Annotated in this window: 20 protein-coding genes; 9 read left to right on the top strand and 11 right to left on the bottom strand. The window is 38.2% G+C overall.

The annotated features are described in order from the left end of the window. Window positions 1-214 precede the first annotated feature (214 nt). The 7 genes from AC1M9K_RS11220 to AC1M9K_RS11190 all read right to left on the bottom strand — a co-directional run bounded on the left by AC1M9K_RS11220 (window position 215) and on the right by AC1M9K_RS11190 (window position 11255). A complete protein-coding gene (locus AC1M9K_RS11220) occupies window positions 215-2218 on the bottom strand; it encodes an esterase/lipase family protein (RefSeq protein WP_481589342.1) in 2004 nt (667 codons plus the stop codon). A gap of 116 nt (window positions 2219-2334) precedes the next feature. Next, entirely contained in the window at window positions 2335-3252 is a 918-nt protein-coding gene (locus AC1M9K_RS11215; RefSeq protein ID WP_481589309.1) for an ABUW_2363 family tetratricopeptide repeat lipoprotein, read from the bottom strand. Between the two features lie 110 nt (window positions 3253-3362). Then, a complete protein-coding gene (gene cysE / locus AC1M9K_RS11210) occupies window positions 3363-4175 on the bottom strand; it encodes a serine O-acetyltransferase (protein WP_035266113.1) in 813 nt (270 codons plus the stop codon). Continuing rightward, entirely contained in the window at window positions 4168-5010 is an 843-nt protein-coding gene (locus tag AC1M9K_RS11205) for an RNA methyltransferase (protein ID WP_481589308.1), read from the bottom strand. Before AC1M9K_RS11205 ends, cysE begins: the two co-directional genes overlap by 8 nt. Before the next feature lie 13 nt (window positions 5011-5023). Next, window positions 5024-8602 carry a DNA polymerase III subunit alpha gene (dnaE, locus tag AC1M9K_RS11200; RefSeq protein ID WP_481589307.1) on the bottom strand — a complete coding sequence of 1193 codons (3579 nt, stop codon included), beginning with the start codon at window positions 8600-8602 and terminating at the stop codon, window positions 5024-5026. Between the two features lie 172 nt (window positions 8603-8774). After that, a complete protein-coding gene (locus tag AC1M9K_RS11195) occupies window positions 8775-9833 on the bottom strand; it encodes a type II asparaginase (RefSeq protein ID WP_481589306.1) in 1059 nt (352 codons plus the stop codon). A 186-nt stretch (window positions 9834-10019) separates the two neighbouring features. Then, on the bottom strand, window positions 10020-11255 hold the full coding sequence (locus tag AC1M9K_RS11190) for a pyridoxal phosphate-dependent aminotransferase (RefSeq protein ID WP_035266106.1): 1236 nt from the start codon (window positions 11253-11255) through the stop codon (window positions 10020-10022). A gap of 151 nt (window positions 11256-11406) precedes the next feature. On the opposite strand from AC1M9K_RS11190, the gene msrB reads away from it, so the two are divergent. Then, window positions 11407-11826 (top strand): peptide-methionine (R)-S-oxide reductase MsrB, encoded by a 420-nt coding sequence (gene msrB / locus AC1M9K_RS11185; protein WP_035266138.1) that lies wholly within the window; start codon window positions 11407-11409, stop codon window positions 11824-11826. After that, window positions 11823-12305, top strand: a complete 483-nt coding sequence (locus AC1M9K_RS11180) for a glutathione peroxidase (RefSeq protein ID WP_035266096.1) — start codon at window positions 11823-11825, stop codon at window positions 12303-12305. The genes msrB and AC1M9K_RS11180 overlap by 4 nt, the downstream gene beginning before the upstream one ends. 37 nt (window positions 12306-12342) lie before the next feature. Here the strand turns inward: AC1M9K_RS11180 and AC1M9K_RS11175 are convergent, their stop codons facing one another. Then, window positions 12343-13863 (bottom strand): flavin-containing monooxygenase, encoded by a 1521-nt coding sequence (locus AC1M9K_RS11175; protein ID WP_481589305.1) that lies wholly within the window; start codon window positions 13861-13863, stop codon window positions 12343-12345. Window positions 13864-14018: 155 nt separating this feature from the next. On the opposite strand from AC1M9K_RS11175, the gene AC1M9K_RS11170 reads away from it, so the two are divergent. The 5 genes from AC1M9K_RS11170 to AC1M9K_RS11150 all read left to right on the top strand — a co-directional run bounded on the left by AC1M9K_RS11170 (window position 14019) and on the right by AC1M9K_RS11150 (window position 21054). Further along, entirely contained in the window at window positions 14019-15029 is a 1011-nt protein-coding gene (locus AC1M9K_RS11170; protein ID WP_180028203.1) for an AraC family transcriptional regulator, read from the top strand. Window positions 15030-15129: 100 nt separating this feature from the next. Then, a complete protein-coding gene (gene zapE, locus AC1M9K_RS11165) occupies window positions 15130-16272 on the top strand; it encodes a cell division protein ZapE (RefSeq protein ID WP_092767765.1) in 1143 nt (380 codons plus the stop codon). 354 nt (window positions 16273-16626) lie between these two features. Further along, a complete protein-coding gene (locus AC1M9K_RS11160; RefSeq protein WP_481589304.1) occupies window positions 16627-18789 on the top strand; it encodes a malate synthase G in 2163 nt (720 codons plus the stop codon). A 91-nt stretch (window positions 18790-18880) separates the two neighbouring features. After that, window positions 18881-20329, top strand: a complete 1449-nt coding sequence (locus tag AC1M9K_RS11155) for an aldehyde dehydrogenase family protein (RefSeq protein WP_481589303.1) — start codon at window positions 18881-18883, stop codon at window positions 20327-20329. 59 nt (window positions 20330-20388) lie between these two features. Further along, a complete protein-coding gene (locus AC1M9K_RS11150; RefSeq protein WP_180028200.1) occupies window positions 20389-21054 on the top strand; it encodes an SOS response-associated peptidase in 666 nt (221 codons plus the stop codon). 17 nt (window positions 21055-21071) lie between these two features. On the opposite strand, the gene AC1M9K_RS11145 is transcribed toward AC1M9K_RS11150, so the two are convergent. Further along, window positions 21072-21536, bottom strand: a complete 465-nt coding sequence (locus AC1M9K_RS11145) for a MarR family winged helix-turn-helix transcriptional regulator (protein ID WP_035266085.1) — start codon at window positions 21534-21536, stop codon at window positions 21072-21074. A gap of 556 nt (window positions 21537-22092) precedes the next feature. Between AC1M9K_RS11145 and AC1M9K_RS11140 the strand changes: the two genes are divergently transcribed. Both AC1M9K_RS11140 and AC1M9K_RS11135 read left to right on the top strand, forming a co-directional pair. Then, a complete protein-coding gene (locus AC1M9K_RS11140; protein ID WP_179999510.1) occupies window positions 22093-23625 on the top strand; it encodes a TerC family protein in 1533 nt (510 codons plus the stop codon). Between the two features lie 147 nt (window positions 23626-23772). Continuing rightward, window positions 23773-24228 (top strand): hypothetical protein, encoded by a 456-nt coding sequence (locus AC1M9K_RS11135; RefSeq protein WP_257227597.1) that lies wholly within the window; start codon window positions 23773-23775, stop codon window positions 24226-24228. A gap of 99 nt (window positions 24229-24327) precedes the next feature. On the opposite strand, the gene AC1M9K_RS11130 is transcribed toward AC1M9K_RS11135, so the two are convergent. Beyond that, entirely contained in the window at window positions 24328-24579 is a 252-nt protein-coding gene (locus tag AC1M9K_RS11130; RefSeq protein ID WP_035266079.1) for a hypothetical protein, read from the bottom strand. Between the two features lie 420 nt (window positions 24580-24999). Next, window positions 25000-26292: a branched-chain amino acid transport system II carrier protein gene (gene brnQ, locus AC1M9K_RS11125; protein WP_481589302.1), complete on the bottom strand. Its 1293-nt coding sequence runs from the start codon at window positions 26290-26292 to the stop codon at window positions 25000-25002. Between the last annotated feature and the right edge of the window lie 328 nt (window positions 26293-26620).

The raw sequence follows: 26620 nt of genomic DNA, 5'->3' as shown, positions 1-26620 counted from the left end.
TCACTTGATTTCATTTATCTTTGAATCTATTGAACAGTGATTAAGGGAGTCAGGCTATCCAGTTTGTTCTAATCGTTATCCATTTTTTCTCAAATATTTTATGGAGAAGGTAGTTAAAAATATGAGTGGGATTCAAAAGTCGTCCTTTGGGACTATAAAAACAAAAAGCCGATGCATCTTTGATACATCGGCTGATAAAAGCTAAAGGAAATCGTTATTTGGCAATTCCAAGCTCTGTCAAATGAAGTCTTAGGATTCGTCTTAATTCCAAAACAGCTTCAGGCGTTTCCTGAATTGAGTGACCACCTTTGATAATAATCTCAGATTGTGCCCCTTTAAGATGCGCACTCTGATAAGGCACGATCCCATCTGACATAACAGTAGGATCTTTACTCTCAGTCACATTCCCCATGATGGAGTGAAATTTAAATCCTTTAATTGGCGTCACAGGTGAGGTTAATTTGGTGAAAGGAGAGTTGTGACTCAGATCACTCGGACCATTTTGAATCAATCCATGACCTAAGTCTTTGACAAAATGTTTAATATTAATATCTTTATCTGAGAGCGATTCAGCAAATGCACCCAAAAATGCACCTGGCAATTTGATCACTTTACGAGCAGCTCGTGTAAACCAACGATCAGCATAATCTGTGCCTCTATGCGGTGCTGCTAAGAAAATAGCACGATTAAATTGTGGCACAGGTTTGATTTGTAAACGAGCTTTAAATAAAGGTTCATTCTTAAAACGGCTAATTTGAGAATTTTTTAATTGAGACAATGCAGGTTGTGTTAAATCAGCTTGGCTCACCAATAATCTTGAAATAATACCACCCATACTATGTCCAATCAGAACTGCATCTTTAGCTGACGCCGTAGATTGATCAAGTGAATTAAATGCTTGTTGAATGATCGCATTCACCTGAAAGCGACTTTCTAAAATTGGCATATTGGTTGAGTAAAATACTTGCCAAACTTGATAATGCTCTCTTAGAACATTATCTCCCATAATGTCATTGGTTAATGCAATCCAAGCTTCTGGACTGCTTGCAAGTCCATGCACCAAAACAATAATTTTTTTGTTTGGATTATAGGGTTCGAGCATAAAGAGATGGGGCATTGTGATTGTATTGTCACGATCAATCAAACTCAAATATGCAGCAGCACCTAAGTTATTTTCGGCAAGCCACAAACCATAAGGTGCAGAGTAATTCGCAGCTAAAGGATAAACTTTTCCACCTACTTTTAATTGATCTAATCCATAAGGATCATAAATATTCAGGGTGAAATGCGGTTCATTCAGAATATTCTCTACATTACTTTGACGCGCAGGCTCAGCGGTCATCGTGACTGAAAGATAACGTGGTGGATGAATGTTAGGATTACGACCATTTTTATAAGCGTGATTTAATGGATCTACAATATATTTACCTGAATCGCTATTTCGCTCTGGCGCTGGAAGCGTTGCGACAAATTCCGCACCGAAACCATCCCGACGGTTAATCGAACGCAAGCCACTAAAATTGAGATTGTAGCTTGAAAGCAGGCTATCTAATTTTTGATTCGCAATCTGAGGGTAATGGTCATAGTTGATGGTATAAATGCTTTCACCAATTTTTATTTGTTTGGGAACTTTTTCACCCGTATAGCGCATACCATAGGTCATCACCATTTTCGCCAAGGCTTGATTGTAGAAATCTCGTATTTGAACTTGTCTATTATCGAAAATACGGTCGCTTGGTTGGCGTTTTGTCTTGAATAGATAGGCATAACTATAACGAATACTTTTATCAAGCATTGCTAACTGTTGGTCAAGACATTGACTATAGTTTTCTTGATGAATTTTTTTCTTTTCTTCTGACTGATATTTATTAATTAAACTGGTATTACAAGCAGAAGAATTACTGAGGGCTAATGCCCGTGTCAAATATGCTTCACTTGCAGTTGAATAAAGTTGTTCATCTTGAATTTGTTTAATTTTTTTTAGATCAGATACACATTTATCGGGATCATTAGAACAACTTTCAGCCTCACTGCCTGTCATTGAGAGAACATTCAGACTCGCTTCACTCATTTTTTTACGCGTTAATATGCTATCTCGTTCATTCGCGATCGAGACATTAAGCGCTTGATTTTTTACACTGACGACTTGGCAACCTGTCATAAATAGTGGTGTTGTGATCAGTAGGGCGCCAATGTATTTATTGTTCATCATAAACATATTTTCAACTGTCAGCATGAATCATTAACGCTGAGCATACGTTATTTTTTTGGATATAAAAATAAGCTCCAAAAAAAATAGACTGAATGATCAGTCTATTTTTTTATGAAATAAGATTATGATTTCGCTGGATTGTTTAAAATTTGCCAAACATTGTAACGACCTTGTTTCTCAATTTCTTGAATCAAGCGGTCAGCAACTTCAGTTTCTTCAGGATATTTCACTTTGTAATTTTTTAAAGTTGTGATTGCATTTTTCTTTTGGCTCAATGCGAGGTAGTTATTAACAGCTACGAGATAAGCTTCTTGAACACCCGCTTTGATGGCCTTATCGATATATGGAATAGCTTCTTTTTGACCACCACCTTCAGACAAAGAGAAACCAAACCAGAAGTTCGCTTCAGCGTCTTCTTTGTTGATCTTAAGGATTTGTTGTGCATATTTTAAAGATTTAGTGGTGTAAGCAGAACCAAGATCAAGGTTACGACCCAATATACTTGCTTTAAATGCACGAATTAGGATATCGAATGACGCGTTATCTTTCGCTGCTAAAGTATCTAGTTGAGCTGAAACTTCACGTAATTTAGCTTCAAAACCGCGACGTTCTTGACGATCTGTAAAGCGAGGAGGATAGTGACGTGCTTTACCTTCAACCATCTGGAGGAAGTCATCAATTTCTGTAATATCGATTTCATTTTGACCCGCTAAAACCGTGTATTTCATCGCACGTTGTGAACTATTCACAGTCGGTACGATTAATTTGTTTTGGTCGAGGATCATCTTTCTGTTTGGATTATTTGGATCAGTCACCTCAAGTTTTTGAAGTGGTGCAGCAGTAGCTTTTTTTAGTTCAAGCTCGAATACTGGTGGTTGGCTATAATTAAAAGGATTTAATGCATAAAATGGCGCACTTAAATCAGGCTCAGAAAAGACGATTGGATCGTTTGTTTTAGATTGTTTTTTTACTGCTGGAGAGCTACAAGCACTCAATAATGAAACAGCGATCATGGTGGCAATAAGGGGCTTAATCGTCATATTTTCTTCCAATATTATGTTTTTAAATTCTAGTTCAGGTTGTATCTGAGTCTATGAAAAGACGAAACAACATGCAACTCAGATTCACCTAACTTAGTCAAACTTATACATTAAGCTTTTGATTGTGCAGTTTGAGCTTCGCACTCACGACGAACTTCGTCAATAATTTTTAACTCTTCAGCACTAAATGGTTGTCCATTACTTTGAGCGTTATTAAATGTTGGATCAAGTAATGAAAGTCGCTGACATAGAGTGTTCATGCGCTTTTCATTGTGCTGTATACGATCCAATAATACTCGCATACCTTCTAACATAGGATCTGATTGATCTTGGGTTGTCGCATAAGGCTGAAAACCGATGCTTTCTGCATAATTGCGTCGTTCGGATTCTTTGTCCAAATCTTTTTGCTGATTTTTAATAATAAATCGCGCTGGGTTACCTACGGCAGTAGCACCTTCAGGGACTTCTTTGGTGACCACAGCATTCGAACCCACCTTCGCATTCTTATGCACGGTAAATGGTCCTAAAATTTTCGCACCTGCGCCAACGACTACACCATCTTCTAAAGTTGGGTGACGTTTGCCTTTATTCCAAGTGGTGCCACCTAATGTCACGCCATGATAGAGCGTCACATCATCACCAATTTCAGCTGTTTCCCCAATGACCACACCCATACCGTGATCAATAAAAAAACGTTTGCCAATTTTGGCACCTGGGTGAATTTCGATACCAGTTGCAAAACGACTAAAAGAAGACAGCATGCGGGCTGAAGTTTTACACTCTTTTTTCCAAAGCTCATGCGCAACACGATGCATAATCAGTGCGTGAATTCCTGGATAAGTGGTTAAAACTTCAAATGTGTTGCGCGCCGCAGGATCGCGGGCAAACACAGCTTGAATATCTTCTTTAAGCTGTTTAAGCATCTTTTGATTTCTCTTTAGAATCTGACTTTTTCCATGTGCCATTGTTCAATGCCTGAACACGACTGAAAATACCTCTAAGTAGATGGTACTCCATACGATCTAATTGTATACGTCCGAATAAGCGACGCAAGCGTAAAGGCAATAATCGTGGGTTTTCTGGGTCTAAAAACTCGATTTCGTGCAACATTTTTTCAAAATGAGGATAAAATTGTTCCATCTGTTGATGTGTTACCAACGGCTCATCCCAATGCATAGAATCTTCATCAGTCACTTTCATAACTGCTTGAGGATCTTCAACTTGTTCCATGAGAGCCGTGGTCGCCATTCGCATTTCATAGCAAATAATTTGAATGGCTTGAGCGACATTGAGTACCCCATAGTCTGTATTCACAGGGATGGTCACATGGTAATTCGTCAAGGCCAACTCTTCATTGGTTAATCCGCGATCTTCACGCCCAAATATTACGGCAATTTCTTGTTGTTCTTTGATCACCGCTTGCATCGATTTATCAGCAGCAGGTCGAGCATCTAATAAAGGCCATGGAATAGTTCGGCTACGAGCACTTGTACCAAAGACTAAATGACAATCTGCGATGGCTTCTTCAAGCGTTTCTACAATCTGAATTTGATCAATTAAATCGGTTGCACCGGCTGCAAGTGCATCAATATCAGGATGAGGATAAGTTTTAGGTGCAACTAAAACCAATTTTGAAAGCCCCATGGTTTTCATTGCTCTAAGTGCGCTACCGATATTCGCAGGCAGGGTAGTATTCACCATGACAATACGCACATGAGACAAATGCGCTGAGACAGCAGCATTATCAATTAAATTCATAAATCTTCCAAAATTAAGAGTATTGACTGACTTCCGTCATGTATTGATCCATTGCTTCATCCATACTGATCTGGTCAGGTGGAGAGGCCTGTGATGTGATGACTGGTTCTGATTTTGGTTCTGCGGCGTGGGAACGTGCAGCTTTTGACTTGACATGATACTCCACATGTAAGGCCTCTTTACCAAAATAGTCGCGCAGTTTGAACAATAAGTCATCGAGTGGTGCGACATTCCATTGTGGTGGTAAATGAAAATCAGCCGTTGCATATGGAAAGTCGAGTTGTACTTGTAATGGCACATGCTGACACATATCTACATCACAAAATGGTTGAATGATCTGTGAAAGCTCTTGACCAAGATTTGGCTGAATATGCTCAGGTTGTAATTTGATGAGGATGTGATTCGCACGTTTTTGACGAATTTCGTTTAATGTAAACGCCTTAGTAAGGCGTCCCATCGGACGATCGAAGCCTTCACGTTCATATATTTCTCCTTCAATCACAATCACTCTTTCATTCACAATAATGTCTTTAAAACGTTGGAAGCGTTCATGATTTGCTGAGACTTCAATTCGAGCAGTACCATCATCGAGTGTGATCATCATGCGGTTAGGGAAATTTGCGACATCCACAACCAAGCCGGCAAATACTGTAGTCACACCACGACGTGTTGGAGTCAGCTCATTAATTTTGTTAGAAATAAACGCTTTTAACTCGGGGCGATACACATCAATCGGGTGTCCCGTTAAGTATAAACCTAAGGTGTCTTTTTCACCTTTTAAACGGACTTCATCAGACCAAGGTTTTACAGGTTTAGTGGGTTTACGTTGAACTTCTTCAACTTCACCAAATAAATCCATAATGCCTGTTTCGCGATTTGAACGAGCTTGTTCGGCTGCTTGTACAGCTTCAGGCAATTGAGCCATTAAAGTCGCGCGTTCAAGGCCGAGACAATCTAATGCTCCTGAGCGAATCAAAGCTTCAAGTGTACGTTTATTGATTTTCTTCAGATCAATGCGATGGCAGAAATCAAATAAATCTTTATAAGGTCCAAGTTGCTTACGTGAATCAATGACGGATTGCATAGCTGCTTCACCAACACCCTTGATTGCACCTAGACCATATACAATGGTTTTTTCATCAATTGCATGGAATTGATAAATCGACATATTGACGGAAGGTGGTAACACGTCGAGACCATTGTTACGACAGTCATCAATCAAGAATACGATACTATCCGTGTTTTGCATTTCCGAAGTCAGTACAGCGGACATAAACTCAGAAGGATAGTGTGCTTTTAACCAAGCCGTCTGATAAGCCACTAATGCATAGGCTGCTGCATGTGATTTGTTGAAACCATAGCCTGCAAATTTTTCCATATAGTCGAAGATATGGTTCGCCGTTTGCTCATCGATATCTTTTTTTGCAGCACCTTCAATAAAGATTTGGCGTTGTTTAACCATCTCTTCAGGTTTCTTTTTACCCATCGCACGACGAAGTAAGTCCGCACCACCTAGACTATATCCAGCACAATACTGAGCTGCTTGCATAACCTGTTCTTGATATACCATAATCCCATAGGTAGGTTCTAAGACACCTTCTAATAGGGGATGTAAGTATTCGAACTCTCCACCATGCATACGATGAATAAAGTCTGGAATTAGATCCATTGGGCCCGGGCGGTACAATGACACGAAGGCAATAATTTCTTCAAATTTACTTGGGCGTGCTTCCTTGAGCATTTTTTTCATGCCCACGGATTCAAATTGGAATACCGCAGTGGTATTTGCTTCGGCAAATATTGAATACGCTGCTTTGTCATTCAGCGGAATATTTTCAATCTTTAGAGGTATATCAAACTTTAATCGTTGGTTAATGTGCTGAATAGCATCTTCAATTACAGTAAGATTTCGCAACCCCAAGAAGTCAAATTTAACAAGTCCTGCCGCTTCAACATCGTCTTTATCAAATTGAGCGACACGACCAGTACCATCTTCTTCACACAGTACAGCTGAGAAGTCCGTAATCTTGGTCGGTGCAATTACAACACCACCTGCGTGCTTACCAGTGTTACGCGTTATTCCTTCAAGTTTAAGCGCCATTTCCCAGATTTCTGAAGCATCTTCATAATCTGGGTTGGATGGGTTGGTTACAATATCTTTAAGTTGTGGTTCTGCTTCTAAAGATTCTTCTAAACTTAAACCTAAAGGTTTAGTCGGGATCATTTTAGAAATACGATCTGCTAAGCCGTAAGACTTACCTAAAACTCGTGCAACATCACGAATTGCGCCTTTCGCTGCCATCGTACCAAATGTTGCAATTTGAGATACAGCATCACGCCCATAAGTTCGTGCTACATAATCAATTACACGATCTCGACCTGCGATACAAAAATCCACGTCAAAGTCTGGCATCGAAACACGTTCAGGATTTAAGAAACGTTCGAAAAGAAGTCCGTATGGCAGTGGATCTAAATCTGTAATTTTTAAACTGTATGCAACTAATGAGCCTGCACCTGAACCACGACCCGGGCCTACAGGTACGCCATTGTTCTTGGACCACTGAATGAAGTCCATGACAATCAAGAAGTAACCTGGGAATCCCATCGAGTTAATGATCTTGATTTCAAAATCTAAACGATCGTCATATTCTTTGCGAATTTCAGGCCAGTCTTCTCCACGTTTCTCCACAGGATAAAGGTGATTAAGACGTTCTTCTAATCCTTCTTTAGACAAATGGGCAAAGAAGGTATCAATTGTATGACCTTCAGGAATTGGATAGTCAGGTAAAAAGTATTTACCTAAGCGAAGTGTCACATTACAGCGTTTAGCAATTTCAACTGTATTTTGAATAGCACTGGGGATATCAGCAAATAACTCCACCATTTGCGCTGTTGTTTTGAAATATTGCTCAGGGCTGTAAGTACGTGGACGACGATTATCACCTAAAACATAGCCATCTGCGATGCAGACGCGCGCTTCATGGGCTTCAAAGTCTTCTTCTCTAATAAAATGAACATCATTATGAGCGACAACACCGATTTGATATTTTGCGGCTAATTTAACAGCTTCAATAATAAAATCTTCTTCTTGTGGGCGATTGGTACGCGTGAGTGCTAAATAAACACGATTGCCAAATTTTTCGATCCAAGCTTCAAGTAAGGGTTCAGCTTTTTCAGGGCTACTTGAACACAGCATTTCTCCAACATCACTTTTAATCCCTAAAAGTGCAATCATGCCCGGCGCTTGTTCTAACACCCATTCTTTTTTTACACACGGGATACTGAGTTGTTGTCCTTCAATAAAGCCGCGCGATACTACTTCAGTTAAACTACGCCAACCCTCATTATTCATCGCCAGTAAAGTCATACGATGTGATTCATCATTCAAACGAATCACACTTCCTAAAATAGGTTTAATCCCTTTTTTAAGACACGAGGTATAAAACTTCACTGCTGCATGTAAGTTCGATAAATCTGTCATCGCGAGTGCAGGCATAGAATCCTGTACAGCAGACTTCATTAGATCAGGTATACGTACGATTGATTCAGTAATAGAAAATTCTGTATGAACACCGAGATGAACAAACTGCATAGATGAGTCCTTTACAAGAGCAGAGCGTATTTTATCATGCAAAGTGATTTAGAACTGAGAATCCACGATATTTTATATGATTCGCACAAATTATCTTCGATTTGAATAAAGGCGATTTTATATCAATCAAAAAAGTGCCATTCGGCACTTTTTTATAACATGAAAATTGGGCTTAATATTCCCAGAACATGCGTTGTATTTCTTTTGCATCTTTGGTTTTGGTTAAAGCAAGCGCGGTTAAAATTTTAGCTTTTTGAGGGTTGAAGTCATGTGCAACTACCCAACCATATTTGTCATCTGGCTGTTCGGCATTACGGAGAACGAATCCTTGTGGCACTCGTGAAGAACGTACAATTTGTATACCACTTTGCTGAAGTTGATTCAGCGTGGGAACAATATTTTTCGCGACTGAACCGTTTCCTGTACCTGCATGGACAATGGCTTTAACCCCAGCATTGGCATACGCTTGATAAGCATCAGGAATCATGTTGCCAGAGCCATAGACAATTTGAACTAATGGGAGTGTATCACCCTTAATATTCTCGATATTAAATTCTGACCGCTGATTAAATCGCTTAACAGAACTTCGGAACCAATAAGGTTTAGATTCTACCAACGTCCCTAAAGCTCCCCATTGGCTTACAAAGGCATTAGTATGAATATTAATGCCTTTAGTCACATCTCGAGCTGCAAAAATACTATCGTTCATAAGGACGAACACCCCCTTATTTTTTGCACTCGGGTCTGCTGCCAGAGCAACTGCACTATATAAATTTAGTGGGCCATCCGCAGATAAAGCCGTCGATGGGCGCATTGAGCCGACAACAACAATAGGTTTTTCCGTTTGTACGACTAGATTAAGAAAAAAAGCGGTTTCTTCTAAAGTATCTGTGCCATGTGTAATGACAACGCCATTTACATCTGACTTTTTAACCAAATCATTGACTTGGCGGGCAAGGGAAAGTAATTCTTTGTCTGTAATGCTTTCAGAAGCAACTTGCATTGCTTGTACGCCGCTCACATTGGCTAAATCTTTAATTTGAGGAACGGCATTCAGTAAGTCATCCACTGGAACTTTTGCGGCAGTGTAAGTGGCGCTGTTGGTTGAGCTTGCACCAGCACCCGCAATCGTTCCCCCAGTTGCAACGACGACAACGTTATTTTTAGCAAAGCTCGTTAGGGGTAATAACAAGCCAATCGATAGAGTCAGTGCGGTTAGCGTCTTTTTCATCTTTTTTCCTAAATGTTTTTTATAGTATTGTGCATGGATAATGCTTAATCACGATAAAGGAAAAGAAGGGTGCTTGTATATAATCAAAATGAAATTAATATCATGAAATAATCAAAATATTAAATATAAAACCCCCACATTGAAATCTGGGGGTTTTAAATACATCATTCACATAAAACGACTGAATTAACGCATTTTCGCCAAGAATCTTCCTAGACGGTTAATCGCTTCACGAAGTTCATTTTCAGCAGGCAAGAACACCACACGGAAATGATCAGGGGTAGGCCAGTTGAATCCTGTACCTTGAACCAATAACACTTTTTCTGCTTTGAGGAAGTCAAGCATAAACTGTTCATCATCCTGAATCGGATAAATTTCAGGATCAAGTTTAGGGAAACAATACATTGCACCTTCAGGTTTAACACAGCTTACACCTGGGATTTCATTCAACATTTGCCAAGCAATATTGCGTTGCTCATACAAACGACCACCTGGACGAATTAAATCGTTGATAGACTGGTAGCCACCCAATGCAGTTTGAATAGCATATTGAGCTTGATGGTTAGCACACAGGCGCATTGACGCGAGCATGTCTAGACCTTCAATATAATCTGCTGCACGTGTCTTATCACCCGTAATTGCCATCCAGCCTGAACGGTATCCAGCAATTCGATAGGATTTAGATAATCCGTTAAATGAAATACACAGTTGATTACCCGCAAGGGCAGCGACCGATACATGTTCGATTCCATCGTAAACGATCTTATCGTAGATCTCATCAGCAAATAAAATCAGGTCATATTTTTTTGCAAGAGCGACAATTTTTTCTAAGACATGGCGTGGATAAACAGCACCCGTTGGATTGTTCGGATTGATAATCACGATCCCACGAGTATTAGGCGTAATTTTGTTTTCCATATCCTGAATATCAGGATACCAATTGTCTTCCTCATCACATTTATAATGAATTGCTGTACCACCAGAAAGATTAACGGCGGCAGTCCATAATGGATAATCTGGCATTGGCACCAGCATTTCATCGCCGTCATCTAACAGGCCTTGCATAGCCATTACAATCAGCTCAGAAACACCATTCCCAATATACACATCATTAACATGCATATTGAAAATACCTTTTTGTTGATAATACTGACAAACCGCTTTGCGGGCAGGGAAAATCCCTTTTGAGTCTGTATAACCAATTGCATTCGGTAAGTTCAACGCAACATCATTGATAATTTCTTGAGGTGCTTCAAAACCGAAGGGCGCTGGGTTGCCGATATTGAGTTTAATTATCTTATGTCCGGCTTCTTCCATTTCGTTGGCGGCGCGTAACACAGGTCCACGAATGTCATAGCATACATGCTCGAGCTTAGACGATTTCTTAATTTCGCGTGGAGTAGTGTTACCTAAAACGGACATATTCCCATCCAATTATTTTTGAGTGAATAAAAATAGATTACTAAATATCACAATCTATGTAGAAATTTAGCTAGAAATTTTTCAAGCTCTAGCGTAAATATGAAGGTACTGAAGCATGACATTGAATGTCAAAGATTTAAAGGAGTTAATCATGGGAAAACTCAATAAAACAGACCGAGAATGGCAAAGAGAGTTATCACCAGAGGAGTATCGCATTACCCGTCAAAAGGGAACTGAGCCTGCTTTCACAGGGCGATATTGGAATACCAAACAAGAAGGAACTTATGTTTGTCGTTGCTGTGGCGAACCTTTATTTACTTCAGAAACCAAATATGACAGTGGCTGTGGATGGCCTAGTTTTTATCGTCCAATCAACCAAACAGTCATTGAAGAACATGACGATCACTCACATGGCATGATTCGTACTGAGATTGTTTGTCATCATTGTGACGCACATCTAGGTCATGTTTTTGAGGATGGACCTGAACCTACAGGTCTTCGTTATTGCGTAAACTCAGCTTCATTAGAATTAAAAACCCAAGAAAAAAATGATGAGGAAACCTATCCATGACTAATATTTATCAATTTGAGGCAGAATTGCTAGAAGGGGAAAATAAGCAATTTTCGGACTATGAAGGTAAAGTGCTATTGATAGTCAACACAGCCAGCAAATGTGGATTTACGCCACAATTTGCAGGGTTGGAAGCGCTGTATGAAAAGTATAAAGATCAAGGTTTTGAGGTACTAGGATTTCCGTGTAATCAATTTGGTGGGCAAGATCCGGGTACGCATGAAGAAATTGGTAGTTTTTGCCAGAGAAATTACGGTGTATCCTTTCCGATGTTCGCTAAAGTGGATGTAAAAGGTCCTGAAGCCCATGTGATTTTTCGGTATCTCACCAACAACAGCAAAGGAATTTTAGGAAGTGGAATTAAGTGGAACTTTACCAAATTTTTGATTGGAAAAGATGGCAAAGTGCTTAATCGATATGCACCTACAACTAAACCAGAAAGCATCGAAGATGATATTCAAAAAGCACTGGCTCAGTAAAAAAAATCAGCTCAATTGAGCTGATTTTTTTATTCATTTAATTCAAGAAACGATAATCGGCTAGATTTGCATTTTTGGTTTCTAGCCAATACTTCCATGTATAACTCGGCCAAAGTGAAAAATTCTTTCCGCCTTCTTGCTGATACCAACTCACACAGCCAGATTGCCAAACTGTGCCTGCAAATTTTTCTTGGATTTTACGGTTGAATTCTTCTTGGACTACATCTTTGACCACGATTGCTTTGGTTTTGGATTTTTCTACAGCTTCAATCAGTTGTAGAATGTAATTCACTTGAGATTCGATCATAAAAATTACAGAGTTATGACCTAAAACAGTATTCGGGCCTAAAAGTTGAAAGAGATTTGGAAATCCTTTGGTAGAAATTCCATAGTAGCTTTCAGCACCCTCTTTCCATGCTTCTTTCAACTCAATACCATTTTCGCCATAACATTTAAAATCTTTTAAATAAATTCGTGGATCAGTAATAAAACCAGTACCGTAAATTAAGCAATCTATTTCTCGTACTTGACCATCTTTGGTAACAATCGCATTTTCAGTAATTTCTTGAATGCTGTCCGTCACGAGCTCTACATTCTTGCGATTAAATGTTGGGAAATATCGATTTGATACCAAAATTCTTTTACACCCCATGGTGTAATCTGGTGTCAGTTTTTTTGCTATTTCTTTATCTTTGACTTGGAAGCGAATGAAAGCTTCTGCAAGTTTTTGACCCAGTCGCATCATTTGAGGTTTTACAATCGGAACTACGCGTGATTCGTTAGACCAATATAAGCGTGCTCGATGCAATTTTCTAAACCAGTCGTATTGGGCAAATAGTTTTTTGTCTAAAGCATTATAAGCTCGTTCATCGCGCGGTATTACCCATGCAGCCGTTCTTTGAAACACGTATAACTGTTTGGTTTTTGGTGCAATCTCAGGAATATATTGAATTGCACTTCCACCTGTGCCGATACTGGCTACACGTTTACCATTCAGGTCATAAGCATGATTCCAAGATGATGAGTGGAATACTTCGCCTTTAAATTTTTCGATTCCTTTAATCTTTGGAATTTGAGGAATATGCAATGGACCAGAGGCAAAAATAAGGAATTGACTGTGTAGAGCACTTTGATTCTTGATGGAGATTTCCCACGCATGAGCTTGCTCATCGAAGCGTGTCGAAATGACTTCGGTATCAAATTGAATAAATTTTTTTAAATCATATTCTTGAATAAGGTCTTGAATATATTGGAAAATTTCAGGTGCTTCAGCATATCGTTTTGTCCAGTCAGATTTTGGTGCAAAAGATAATGAATACATATGAGACTGCACATCACATGCAGCACCCGGGTATTGATTTTCACGCCAAGTACCACCTACATCTGAAGCTTTTTCAAGAATAACAAAATCTTTGATACCGCGTTTAAGAAGTTGAATAGCTGTGGCTAATCCTCCAAATCCGGCGCCGATAATCGCAATTTTAGTATTTTTCTTGATGAATTGCGTTTCAGTTAAGTCGACTGAATTTGTATCTAGCTGATCTGATGTAACTTCCATTTTAATACTCGTTTATATTATTTGAAGCTATCATAATCAGTCTGGACTGAAACTGACATGATTTCATTGACATTTAATATTGATATTTTCGGCAATATTCTTTCCCTTTTTTTTAGGGTAAAACATATGCAACTTTAATTTTAAAATTCTGATTTATGAAAAGGTCGATTCTCGGTTTGTTGTATCTCATACAGGGTATGCGACAAATCGGAATAAATGTGGACGAAAGATTGGAAGCTGTCGGTTTAAAGGCGGATGCTTTAGATCCGAGTTCAACGATTCAACCTGAATTAGAACAAATCATTCAAAGAATTATTGCTAAAGGGGTTAACCCGTTGCTCGGTTTAGATGTCGGTCAACATTATGCGCTCGCAGGCTATGGTCCGCTTCTTATGCTGTTGGTCACAAGCCCGAATGTCGGTGCGGCTCTCACAAATGGAATACGCTATCAAGCGCTTACCCATTTATCGGGTAGACTTACATTAGAGCAGACGAGTGTCTATGCGGCTTTATGTTATGAGCCTCTCAATTTACAAAGTGAAGTTGATGAGTTCAGGGCTCAATGTGAAATTTCAGGTACGGTTAAATTCGTGCAAGATATCTACAAAATGATAGGATTGCCTTTTCCTGAAGTGCAGGTTGAATTGCCGTTTTCACGACCGAAAGAATCCATTTTTTTGAACAAGTATTTGAATTATTTCGGTGCGCAAGTTCGGTTTGAACATGATAAATTTCGACTGATTTTTGATGCAGAAATTTTAGAATTGAAGTTGCCTTCAGCTGATCAAATCACATTTAATGTCTACCAACAAAGATGTAATGCTGAGATCGAAAGATTAAATGCGCAACAATTGAATCAACACCAGTTGATTCAAAGAATTCACGATTATTTGGATTTACAAACGGGGCAGATTCCAACAATGGCAGAAACTGCTCAAGCTTTGAATATTCCAGAGCGTACTTTGCGACATCAGCTTAACCAATTGAATACAAGCTATAAGCAAATACGGGAGCAACTCATTCGAGAGAAAGCGCTTCGATTAATTGAGTACAAAGAGTATTCGATAGAAGTAATAGCTGAAATGCTTGGATATTCAGAACCTGCAGCATTTAACCATGCTTTTAAAAGATGGTTTGGACAAAGTCCACGACAGTATGGGAAATAACCTCAGCATGTATGCTCAAATGGTATATGCCAAAGTGTTATTTATCATTTTTTTAAATATTCGTTATACTTCCGACGGCCTAAAAAAGTAATCAATATCTATGTTCCATTCTCATTCTTCGCAAAATAGTTTAAGTCACACTCCGCAATCACCTGCAGAACGTTATGCTCACGCAATTTCGTCAGGACAATTTATGCCTGATGATGCTCAAGCTCAAGCTGTACATGAACTTAATCGTGTTTGGGAAGAACTGATCTTACGATATAAAGCTTCTAAAAAAGCGTTTCGACGTTTTCGCCGTCAAACAGCCCCTAAGGGTGTTTATATGTGGGGTGGTGTTGGGCGTGGAAAAACTTGGTTGATGGACCAGTTTTACGATGCGATACCATTCCGTCGTAAGACGCGTATGCATTTCCATCATTTTATGCAATATGTGCATAAAGAGTTAAATAAAAATTCAGGACAGCAAAATCCACTCGACATCGTTGCTGATCAAATTTACAAAGATGCGGTTGTGATCTGTTTTGATGAATTCTTTGTATCAAATGTCACGGATGCGATGATTTTAAGTGATTTATTCCAAAAGCTATTTGTACGTGGAATTACACTTGTTGCAACATCAAACATTGCACCAGATGGTTTATACAAGAACGGCATACATCGCGACCGCTTTATTCCAACGATTGAAATGGTAAAAAAGAACTGTGTCATTTTGAATGTGGATGCAGGTGTTGACTATCGTTTGCGTGTACTGAAACAAGCGCAATTGTTCAAATCACCTTTAAGCCATGATAATCAGGTATGGATGGCACAACGTTTTTCAGCATTAACCAGTGCTCAAAATGTGAGTGAAGAACCGATTATCATTAATGGACGTAATGTCGATACGATTGGTCATACTGAAGATGTATTGTGGTGTGAGTTTTCTGAACTCTGTATGAAGCCACGAAGTCCTGCGGACTTTATCGAAATTGCGAACACTTATAACACTGTCCTAGTCAGTAATGTTCCCGATCTGAATGATTATTTATCAGAAGGAACACGCCGATTCATTTATTTAGTCGACGAGTTCTATGATCGTGGTGTTAAATTATTACTGACCTCACATGCCAGTATCATTGATATATATAGTGGCGAAAAATTAGCGTTTGAAATCGAACGTACACGTTCACGTTTACTTGAAATGCAATCAGATGACTATTTACAATCTGCGCATCGACAAATTGATAAGCCCGCTGAATAAATGTGAGAATTCACAAATGAACCCAAACAGATGATGTTTGGGTTTTTTTATTTGGAGTGGAATAAATTTGAAATCGTTCCTTAAAAGCGTAGAGAAAATAGACATATTGGTTTAAATTAAATCAGATTTGATGGAAATTGGCACTTAAGTCTAATTTCTACCTTTATAAAACTTTATACACTGTAATTAGATTGTTGAATTAAAACGACTCAATAAGTAATAGATCAAAAGTCTCATCTGATTGGTGTCTATAATAAATGATCACTATTTAGCAATGTGATATTACTATTCAGCAATTTATAAATGGGTATACTAGATTCTCTTGTATAAAAAGTAGCAATATCAGGAAAGACAATGACTGCACGTATTCAGAAAGGCAAGTTAGCGATTGCTAAAGAACTCTACGATTTCATCGAAAATGAAGCACTACCAGGTTCTGGTTTAGACAGTGAAACTTACTGGAAAAACTTTGAACAAGTCGTTGTTGATCTTAGCCCAAAAAATAAAGCACTCTTGGCTAAGCGTGATGACATTCAAGCGAAAATTGATGAATGGCACCGCAATAATAAATTTGAATTAGGAGCTTACAAAGCTTTCCTGACAGAAATTGGCTACTTATTACCAGAAGTAGAAGATTTTCAAATTACAACTGAAAATGTAGATGAAGAAATCGCACTATTGGCGGGTGCACAATTGGTTGTGCCTGTACGTAATGCACGTTACTGCTTGAACGCTGCAAATGCTCGTTGGGGCTCTTTATATGACGCATTGTATGGTTTCGATGTCATCTCGGAAGAAGGCGGTGCGGAAAAAGGTAAGGGGTATAACCCTGTTCGTGGCGAAAAAGTTATCGCTTTTGCTAAAAATTTCTTAAATGAAACTTTCCCTTTAGCAAATGGATCACATGCGGATGCTACGAAATACGCTGTTGAAGCAAAAAAATTAGTGGTAACGCTTAAAGATGGCAGCACAACGAATTTGGCTAAAGAAGCTCAATTTGTAGGTTTTAATGGTGAAGAGTCTGCGCCGACAGAAATCGTTTTATTAAATAATGGTTTGCATGTCATCATTGAAATCGATGCGACAAGCCCAATTGGTCAAACGGATGCTGCTGGCGTAAAAGATCTTGTTTTAGAATCTGCGGTAACAACGATCCAAGATTTGGAAGACTCAATTGCTGCGGTTGATGCTGAAGAAAAAGTTGAAGGCTACCGTAACTGGTTAGGTTTGATGAAGGGTACTTTGGAAGAGAAAATCGAGAAAAATGGTAAAACCATTACTCGTGCTTTAAACAAAGACCGTACCCACAAGAATCTGATCGGTGGCGAAACAACTTTACACGGTCGTTCATTGATGCTTCTTCGTAACGTTGGTCATTTGATGACGAACCCGGCGATCCTTGTGGATGGTCAAGAAATCTATGAAGGTATCATGGATGCATTGATCACACCGTTGTTAACGTTTGCTGACATCAAAGGTCAAAATGAAATCAAGAACTCTCGTAAAGGTTCTATGTATATCGTTAAACCTAAGATGCATGGCCCTGAAGAAGTTGCATTTGCAGTTGAACTATTTGAGCGTGCTGAACAAGCTCTAGGTTTGCCAGCAAAAACGCTTAAAATCGGGATCATGGATGAAGAGCGCCGTACTTCTGTAAACTTGAAAAACTGTATTGCTCAAGCGAAAGATCGTACCATCTTCATTAACACAGGATTCATGGACCGTACAGGTGACGAAATCCATACCTTTATGGAAGCAGGTCCATTCGTTCGTAAGGGTGAAGTTAAATCTCAAATTTGGTTCCCTGCATATGAAAACCGTAACGTGATGGTTGGTTTACAAGCAGGCTTACGTGGCAAAGCACAAATTGGTAAAGGCATGTGGCCTAAACCAGATATGCTTTTAGATATGTATAAAACCAAAATTGAGCATCCTGAAGCTGGTGCGAGCTGTGCTTGGGTTCCATCACCATCTGGTGCTGTAATTCATGCGATTCACTATCACCAATGTAATGTTTCAGCGCGTCAACAAGAGTTGTTAAAAACTGAAGCATTACCTTTAGATGATTTATTAACTCCACCATTAGCGACTGATACGAATTGGACTGATGAAGAGAAAACCAAAGAGTTAGAAAATAACCTTCAGGGTATTCTTGGTTATGTTGTTCGTTGGGTTGATTTGGGTGTTGGTTGTTCTAAAGTTCCAGACATCAACAACGTTGGTTTGATGGAAGACCGTGCAACTTTACGTATTTCATCTCAACACGTTGCTAACTGGTTACGTCACGGTATCGTGACTAAAGAGCAAGTTGATGAAGTAATGCAACGTATGGCTAAAATTGTAGATGAGCAAAATGCGAACGATCCAGCGTACACACCAATGGCGCCTGGGTTTGACGGTTATGCTTACCAAGCAGCATATGATTTAGTGTTTAAAGGTGCTGAACAACCATCAGGTTATACAGAACCATTACTTCATGCTTACCGCTTGAAGCTTAAAGGTTACACTGGTGACTAATTAAAATAAAAAAGCCTCTCCGGAGGCTTTTTTTACGATTGTGTAAAATAGTTGACCATTGGGTAAAAAGTGGCATGTAGAGGGACATAAAATGACGCAATATTCAAATTTAAATCAACAGTTTATTAACGGTTCTTGGTTAAAAGGCTCTTCAGAGCGTGTCGTACAAAATTTAAATCCATTTGATTTAAAAGAAATACACCAAATTCAAGCGGCGAATCAGTCTGATGTTGATCTCGCTTTTTCTGCAGCACAACAAGCATTTGATCTTGGCTTAATTACCTCTGCTGTAGATCGCAAGAAAATCATTCAGAAGCTGCATGACATTATACAATTACGTAAAGACGAAATTATAGATTGGCTGATTACCGAGTCTGGAAGTACGCGTCTCAAAGCAAATATTGAAGTGGGTGCTGCGCTTGGTATTATCTCAGAATCATTCACTTTTCCTGATCAAATCCAAACTGTTCAGCTAGAAAGTAAAGATCCTGCGAGAAAAAGTTTTTATCAACGCAAAGCGTTGGGTGTTATTGCTGTCATTAGCCCTTGGAATTTTCCATTTCATTTGTCAATGCGATCGGTTGTTTGCGCAATCGCATGTGGAAATACAGTGGTACTTAAACCTGCGAGTGACACACCTGTTACAGGTGGAACATTATTAGGGAAATTGTTTGAAGAGGCGGGTGTGCCCGCTGGTGTACTGAATGTCATTGTGGGTAGTGGTAGTGAAATAGGGGATTATTTTGTCGAGCATCCTATTCCGAAGATGATTTCATTCACTGGTTCTACAGAAGTAGGAAAAAATGTTGGTGCTAAAGCGATGGCCAGCTCTAGAATCAAACGACTTGCTTTAGAGCTTGGGGGGAATGCGCCATTATTAATTCTTAAAGATGCAGATTTAGATTTGGCAGTCGATTTGACGATCAAGGGGCGCTTCCTTCACCAAGGCCAAATCTGTATGAGCACTAATCGTGTCATCGTAGATCAATCGATTCACAATGAATATGTTGAAAAGCTTTTAAACAAAGTAAAAGATATTCCTGTGGGTGATCCTAATCTTGATGAGATGCTCATAGGGCCTATTATCAATAATACACAAGTGAAGCAGCATCAACGAATCATTGATCAGGCTCAAATAGAAGGTGCTAAGTTGGTCTATGCTGGGGGTATTGAAAATAATTTGGTTTCACCTCATGTGTTTATCGATGTGTTGCCGACATATGCAATTGCTCAAGAGGAAAGCTTCGGACCAACTCTGCCGATCATCAGAGCAGATGATGAGGTACATGCAATTCAAATTGCCAATGACACACCGTTTGGTTTATCTGGTGCTGTATGTACATCTGATATAGAGCGCGGAGTAGAAATCGCTTCAAAACTCGATATTGGAATGACACATATTAATGGTATAAGTGTCGCGGACCATGCTAATGCACCATTCGGTGGAGAAAAGAACTCTGGATTAGGGCGCTTTAATGGGCATTGGATTATGGATGAATTCACGCGTACACACTGGATGACAGTACCAATATCATCATAATGAACTGAATTGGATCGGCTATAATAGCCTAAGTTTTTTATAGTATTGAAAATTATGCTATGTGTGCCAACTTTAAGCCAATACAAGCGCATCAAATCCAAGCATTAGAACTTCCACATATTCCATTTGAATATGTGGAAGAGGTTTATCCAAGCTACGAAACCCCGTTGTTATTTAAATCTGATCATGGCTACGAGTGGAGGTTAGTTAATTTTGGTTTTATACCAAAATGGGCAACTGATACAGAAATAGCGAAGAAAACCTATAATGCACGCAATGAAACATTAAGCGAAAAAAGAAGTTTTCAAGAAGCATTTGAAAAATGTAAATTTGGTGTAATTCCAGTCACTGAGTTTTATGAAGCAAAATATATTAATGGACGACCGCAACGATGGGGTGTGAGAAGAAAAGATGGTCAGGCATTTTTTATCGCAGCGTTATATGAAATCACGAAAATTGATCAAAGCATTTATCGCTCAGCAACGATGATTACCATGGATGCTATTCATCACGAAATGATGAGGGAATTTCATGAGCCTGGAGATGTTAAACGGTCAGTAATTGTTATTCCGCACCATAAATTAGATCAGTGGTTGAGTTTAAAATCCCCCGACATTCAGAACTTTGTTGAAGGCTTTCCAGTAGAGGAATTTGAATGTTTTTATTGTCCAAAACCACGGCAGAACAATACAGCCCAACTCAATATGTTTGATGATGGGCTTTAATCTAAAGTTTAGGAAAATTAATGCGCTAAATTTTTGAAAATATGCTTTAAGCTTTCCATTAGTTTTTCAATTTGAAGTGGAGTTAATCCCTCAAATGTTTGTTCAAGAACCACACTCATCAGGTCATTAATTTTTTTTGTCATTTCCAAACCTTTTGGTGTTAGTACCACACGTGTAATACGGGCATCGTTTTCACACGAGTAAGTATCAACCATTCCTTCATCTTTTAAACGGTAAACGATTTTTGTAGTCGTCGACATTTTTGACACAATCATGTCAGAGAGTTCTGAAACACTTGCATCTGGCTTAGTAGACAATGCGACAAGCAAACGTCGACGAGAATTATCAACGCCATACTTTTTGAGCACATGGTCAACATTCAGTACATACTGAGAATGGACTTGAGTGATCCAATAGAATGGAAAATTTTCGAGTTCAAAATTTTCAGATGAAGGTAAAAATTTTGCATATTTTTTTGACATCGCTACGTCCTTGTCAGTGTAACTTAATTGTTTTTATTGATTTAAATATTACATGAAGCATAACCTATATTAAAAGAACTTTGTTCAAATAATCAACTTATGTTCAAGCGCTTACCTTAAATCAGACAAAAGGCATGATACCTATAGGCTTCAGTTTTATAAAACATATTTCAATGATCTTTAAATATCTTTATATATATCAAAACAGAAGATTCTAAAAATACAGCTCTTCTGATCTTCGTGATTATATCTTTATGTCAATTCCACGCTGACCAAATTCTATTGAAAAATAGAGGAACTATAACTTGGCACTGATATTTTTTTTTGTGTCGAAAATGTCAAAGACTATTCAAGGATGGCAATTACGACTAAAGATATGATCTAAATTTACATAAAAAATTGTTTTGAACATAAAAAAAGTAATTACAAAATAAAATTCTTATGCATAATAGTTTCATCATTTCTGAAAAGGTAACTTTATATATGGACCCGTCGCCGTGTTGGCCTAATTTAGCTTCTTACATTATCTTAAATAATAAGAACCAGGAGATCTAATATGGAATTTTTATTGGATCCTGGCATTTGGATAGGGTTAATTACCCTTATCATTCTTGAAATCGTTTTAGGTATTGATAACTTAGTATTTATTGCGATACTTGCAGAAAAACTTCCTCCAGAACAACGTGATAAAGCCCGTGTAATCGGTTTATCCCTCGCATTATTAATGCGTCTAGGTCTACTTTTTGCGATCTCGTGGTTAGTGACTTTAACTCAACCATTGATTGAAATTTTTGGAAAAACATTCTCAGGTCGAGATTTGATATTACTATTTGGTGGTCTATTCCTTGTGTATAAGGCTGTCAATGAACTCCATGAAAAAATGGAGGGTAAACCCGAGATTAAAACAAATAACAATGTCGTATACGCTGGTTTTGCTGCAGTTGTGGCTCAGATCGTCGTGCTTGATGCGGTATTTTCACTCGACTCAGTGATCACTGCGATTGGTATGGTAGATAATATTTACGTGATGATGGCTGCGATGATTGTGGCTATGGTTGTTATGTTAATTGCATCAAAACCGTTAACTACGTTTGTTAACCGCCATCCTACGGTGGTTATCCTTTGTTTAAGTTTCTTGTTATTGATCGGTGTAAGTTTAATCGCTGAAGGTTTTGGATTCCATATCCCTAAAGGTTATATTTATTCAGGTATTGGTGTTGCAATTCTAATTGAAGCATTCAATCAATTTTCGAATCGTAATCTTGAAAAAAATCAAGCGAAGATCCCATTACGTCATCGAACTGCAGATTCAATTTTGAAATTGATGGGCAGTAAATTGGATGCCGATATTGCAACATCCAAAGAAGTTGAAGAAATTCAACAAGCTTTTGGTGATGAAGAACGTTATATGGTTGGTGGTGTGCTATCACTTGCTGAACGTTCAGTTGCTTCAATTATGACACCTCGAAATCAAATTTCTTGGGTAAATATTGAAGACGATGCCGAAGCAATTCGCGAACAGGTTTTAGCTGTACCTCATAGTCTTTTCCCTGTTTGCCGTGGACAATTAGATAAAGTCATCACGATTGTACGTGCAAAAGAATTGATTGATGCATTAGATGATCCAGATCAACTGAAAGATTTGATGAAACGTGTGCGTCCTATTTTCATTTATGAAAAAATGAAAGTGATTGATGCAATTAATACATTAAGAACTTCAAAAGGTTCATTGGTACTTGTTACAAATGAATATGGCAATATTCAAGGTTTAATTTCACCGTTGGATGTTTTTGAAGCAATTGCTGGTGAATTCCCAGATGCTGATGAACAGCTTGAATTGGTCAAAATCGACGATACCACTTGGAAGGCATCTGGTATGTTGGATCTATATCAATTAGAGCTGGCTCTTGATATTTTAGATTTAGTTCTGGTGCAAGAAGACTCTGGTTATTTCAGTGTTGCAGGACTAATTTTAGATAAAACGAGTGGGGCGGTTGATGTTGGTATGGTGATCGAACATCAAGGGGTTAATTTTGAAATTCTAGAAATGGAAGATAATCGAATTAAAACCGTTAAAATTACGCTTTAGTGTCTGATAAAAAAAAGCTCCGTAAAGGAGCTTTTTTTTGGCTTAAATCTCTATATAAAGCATGTATATAGCCAAGTCATAATTTGAAATATGAGATAAGATGCTATACATATTGCAATGTGTATTCTAGCGAAGGAATGTAAGATCATGGTTGATCAAATGGAATTATCGGTACGACTCGCTATATTTTTTAGTGGTATTTTTTTATTGACCGGTATGCTTACTGGCGTTTGGAAGTATGTGCAAATCAGCTTATCTAAACAAGCTCGAGCACATTATTATGTTGATATTGCGCATAGAAGTAGTTTGCTATATGCACCTGCAACGTTAATTCTAGCGGTTATGGCATATTTTTCAGCATTGAATGAATCAATCAATTTGCTCTTTATTTTGATTAATATTTTCTTTTTTGCATTCTCAATTTTAAGTTATATTTTGCATGGCTTATTGAAAGATACGACAAATCAGTTCAAAGAACCACATCAATTAGGGCGTATTGAATTACCAAAATTGCTCATGAGAGGTGCGATGGTACTATTGGTCGTAGGTGAGGTTGGGGCGACCTTAGGTTTGCTTTATGGTTTGTATATTGGGTTATTCTAAGTAAATCAGTAGAAGCGCAGAATTGAAAAATTTGTTATTTTGATAGTGTGATTTGAATGATGACATTGACTTTAAGATGGATGCTTTGGCATCCATCTCTTAGTCTAAATGTGCTTCTTGATCAGAAAGCTTTTGAGTACGATATTTCGTGTCAATAAAGGCCCACACGTAAAATGCTAGCGTCGCAGCAAGTGCATAAGCAAAATATTCAAGCTTCAACGTGCCTTGAATTGTACCTTGCACAACAAGTGTCAGCATGAGAGCAAACATTGTGCTTAAAAAAACGACAGCATTGTTGTTCGCTTTAAGAGTATTAATGAAGACTTGCTTGTTGAAATGTAATGATAACATCTCCATCCCTCCTGATAATTCATGACAAATCTGAATGATTTAGTCGACTTTGTTTACATACTTGTACAGGGGATTGAAGAATAAAGCAAGTTTTTAACACTCTATTATGTAAATAAATTATGACATTAATATGACAAAAGTCGAAATATTTGAAGTTAAAATATTATTTGAGCTAAATGCTAGAATTATTTCGATAAATCGTGATGAGATGAATAGAGTTTCTTGTAATTCTTTAATCTATTTACTTTTTAGCATCTTGCAAAACAAATAAATAGTAGCAAAAGTCATTCCAAATCTGACTGATGAGGTCAAAGTTAAGGTGGGTAAGCAATAATAGTCTGTTGGATAAACGAGACAATTATTGATTACAGAACAAATACGGCTTGGGTAAAACAATATTTATTGATAAATCACCTGAATTTACTTCTTCAGTCTATCCAGTGTGTAGACAATGACAAATACAACTAAAGAAGGAATCAACCATGCTAAATTTTGTTCAGCCAATGGTAGATTGTTCATAAATGCTGGCAAGAAATGATCTAATTCTGCAACCTTAAGTCCATCAATAATACCGAATATGAAAGCAACCGCTGTAACAGGCGCAATGACGCGTGGAGCGGAATTAAAGAACTTCCACATAAATCCCATCATGATCACCACAATCGCTGGTGGGTAGATTGCACTTAATACAGGTACAGAGAAGGCGATTAACTTGGTTAAACCTAAGTTGGAAATGACAAATGAGAAACCAACAAGAATGAAAACCCATTTTTTGTAAGTAATCTTCGTGATTTGTGAGAAATATTCTGCACATGCACAAGTCAAACCAATTGCCGTAACCATGCATGCGATAAAAATCATCGCCCCTAGAAAATATGAGCCAAAGTCACCAAAGGCATGCTGAACATAGCCATGGAGAATAATGGCACCATTTGCAGCGTTAGGTGCAGCCTCGTGACTACTCAGTCCAAGTTTAAATAGGCTAATGTAAACCAGTGTAAGGCCAATACCTGAAATTAAACTTGCGATCACTGCATATTTGGTAATTAATTTTTGATCATTTACACCACGTGAACGTATCGCATTAATAATGACAATACCAAATACTAAAGCTCCTAAAGTGTCCATGGTTAAATAACCATTAACAAATCCTTCTGAAACAGGACTATTGATATAGTTTCCAATAGGTGCAGGGATATAATCTGCAGAAACTAAAAAGGCACTACCACCTAAAATGATCAAAGAGAGAATTTTGAGTGGAGATAAAACATAGCCGACAGTATCCAAAATTTTATTCGGATAAAGTGAGATTAACGTTACAAATGCAAAATAAATTGCACTGTAGATCAACAAGGTCGATGAAGACGTTCCAAAATAACTCGAAAAACCAATTTCAAAAGAAACTGTAGCTGTCCGAGGTGTCGCGAAAAGTGGTCCAACAGCAAGATAGCATGCTACGGTTAAGATTAAACTTGCAATCTTACCCAGTGGAGAGCTTAAAAGTTGAATAGAGCCTTCAACACGCGATAGCGCAATGATCGTGATAACAGGAAGGCCAACAGCAGTAATTAAGAAGCCAAAAGCAGCTAACCAAACATGTTCACCCGCTTGTTGAGCAACAATAGGTGGGAAGATAATATTGCCTGCACCGATAAATAGTGCAAAGGTCATAAAACCTAAGGCAATAATGTCCCGTGTACGCAAATTGGTCATAAGGGAGATCGGTTCAAGAAAAAAGAAAGCGATTTTAGAGCAAATGTCAGTAAATAGGGAGGGCGGTCATCCATCGAATGGAATAGTAAAAAAGCAAGAAGCGAATAATTTTATTGGATGGGAAATTATGAGTTAAATTAAGTCTATGTATTTATAAAACTAATAAAATAAATTTATTAATTGAATTGAAATCAAGCAGAGCATAGATCTTGATTCGCAAAATAAAATAATGTACTGAATGGTTAAATAATAGTCGAAAATGATTAAGTTACAGATAGTCTATAGCGTTTGTGATCGACAAATGAAAGTCCTATAATGAATCCTGAAT

It is taken from the genome of Acinetobacter sp. 24-47-67 (assembly GCF_056779735.1).
The sequence above is the reverse complement of the archived record's forward strand: the minus strand, read 5'-3'. Positions and strand labels throughout refer to the sequence as shown.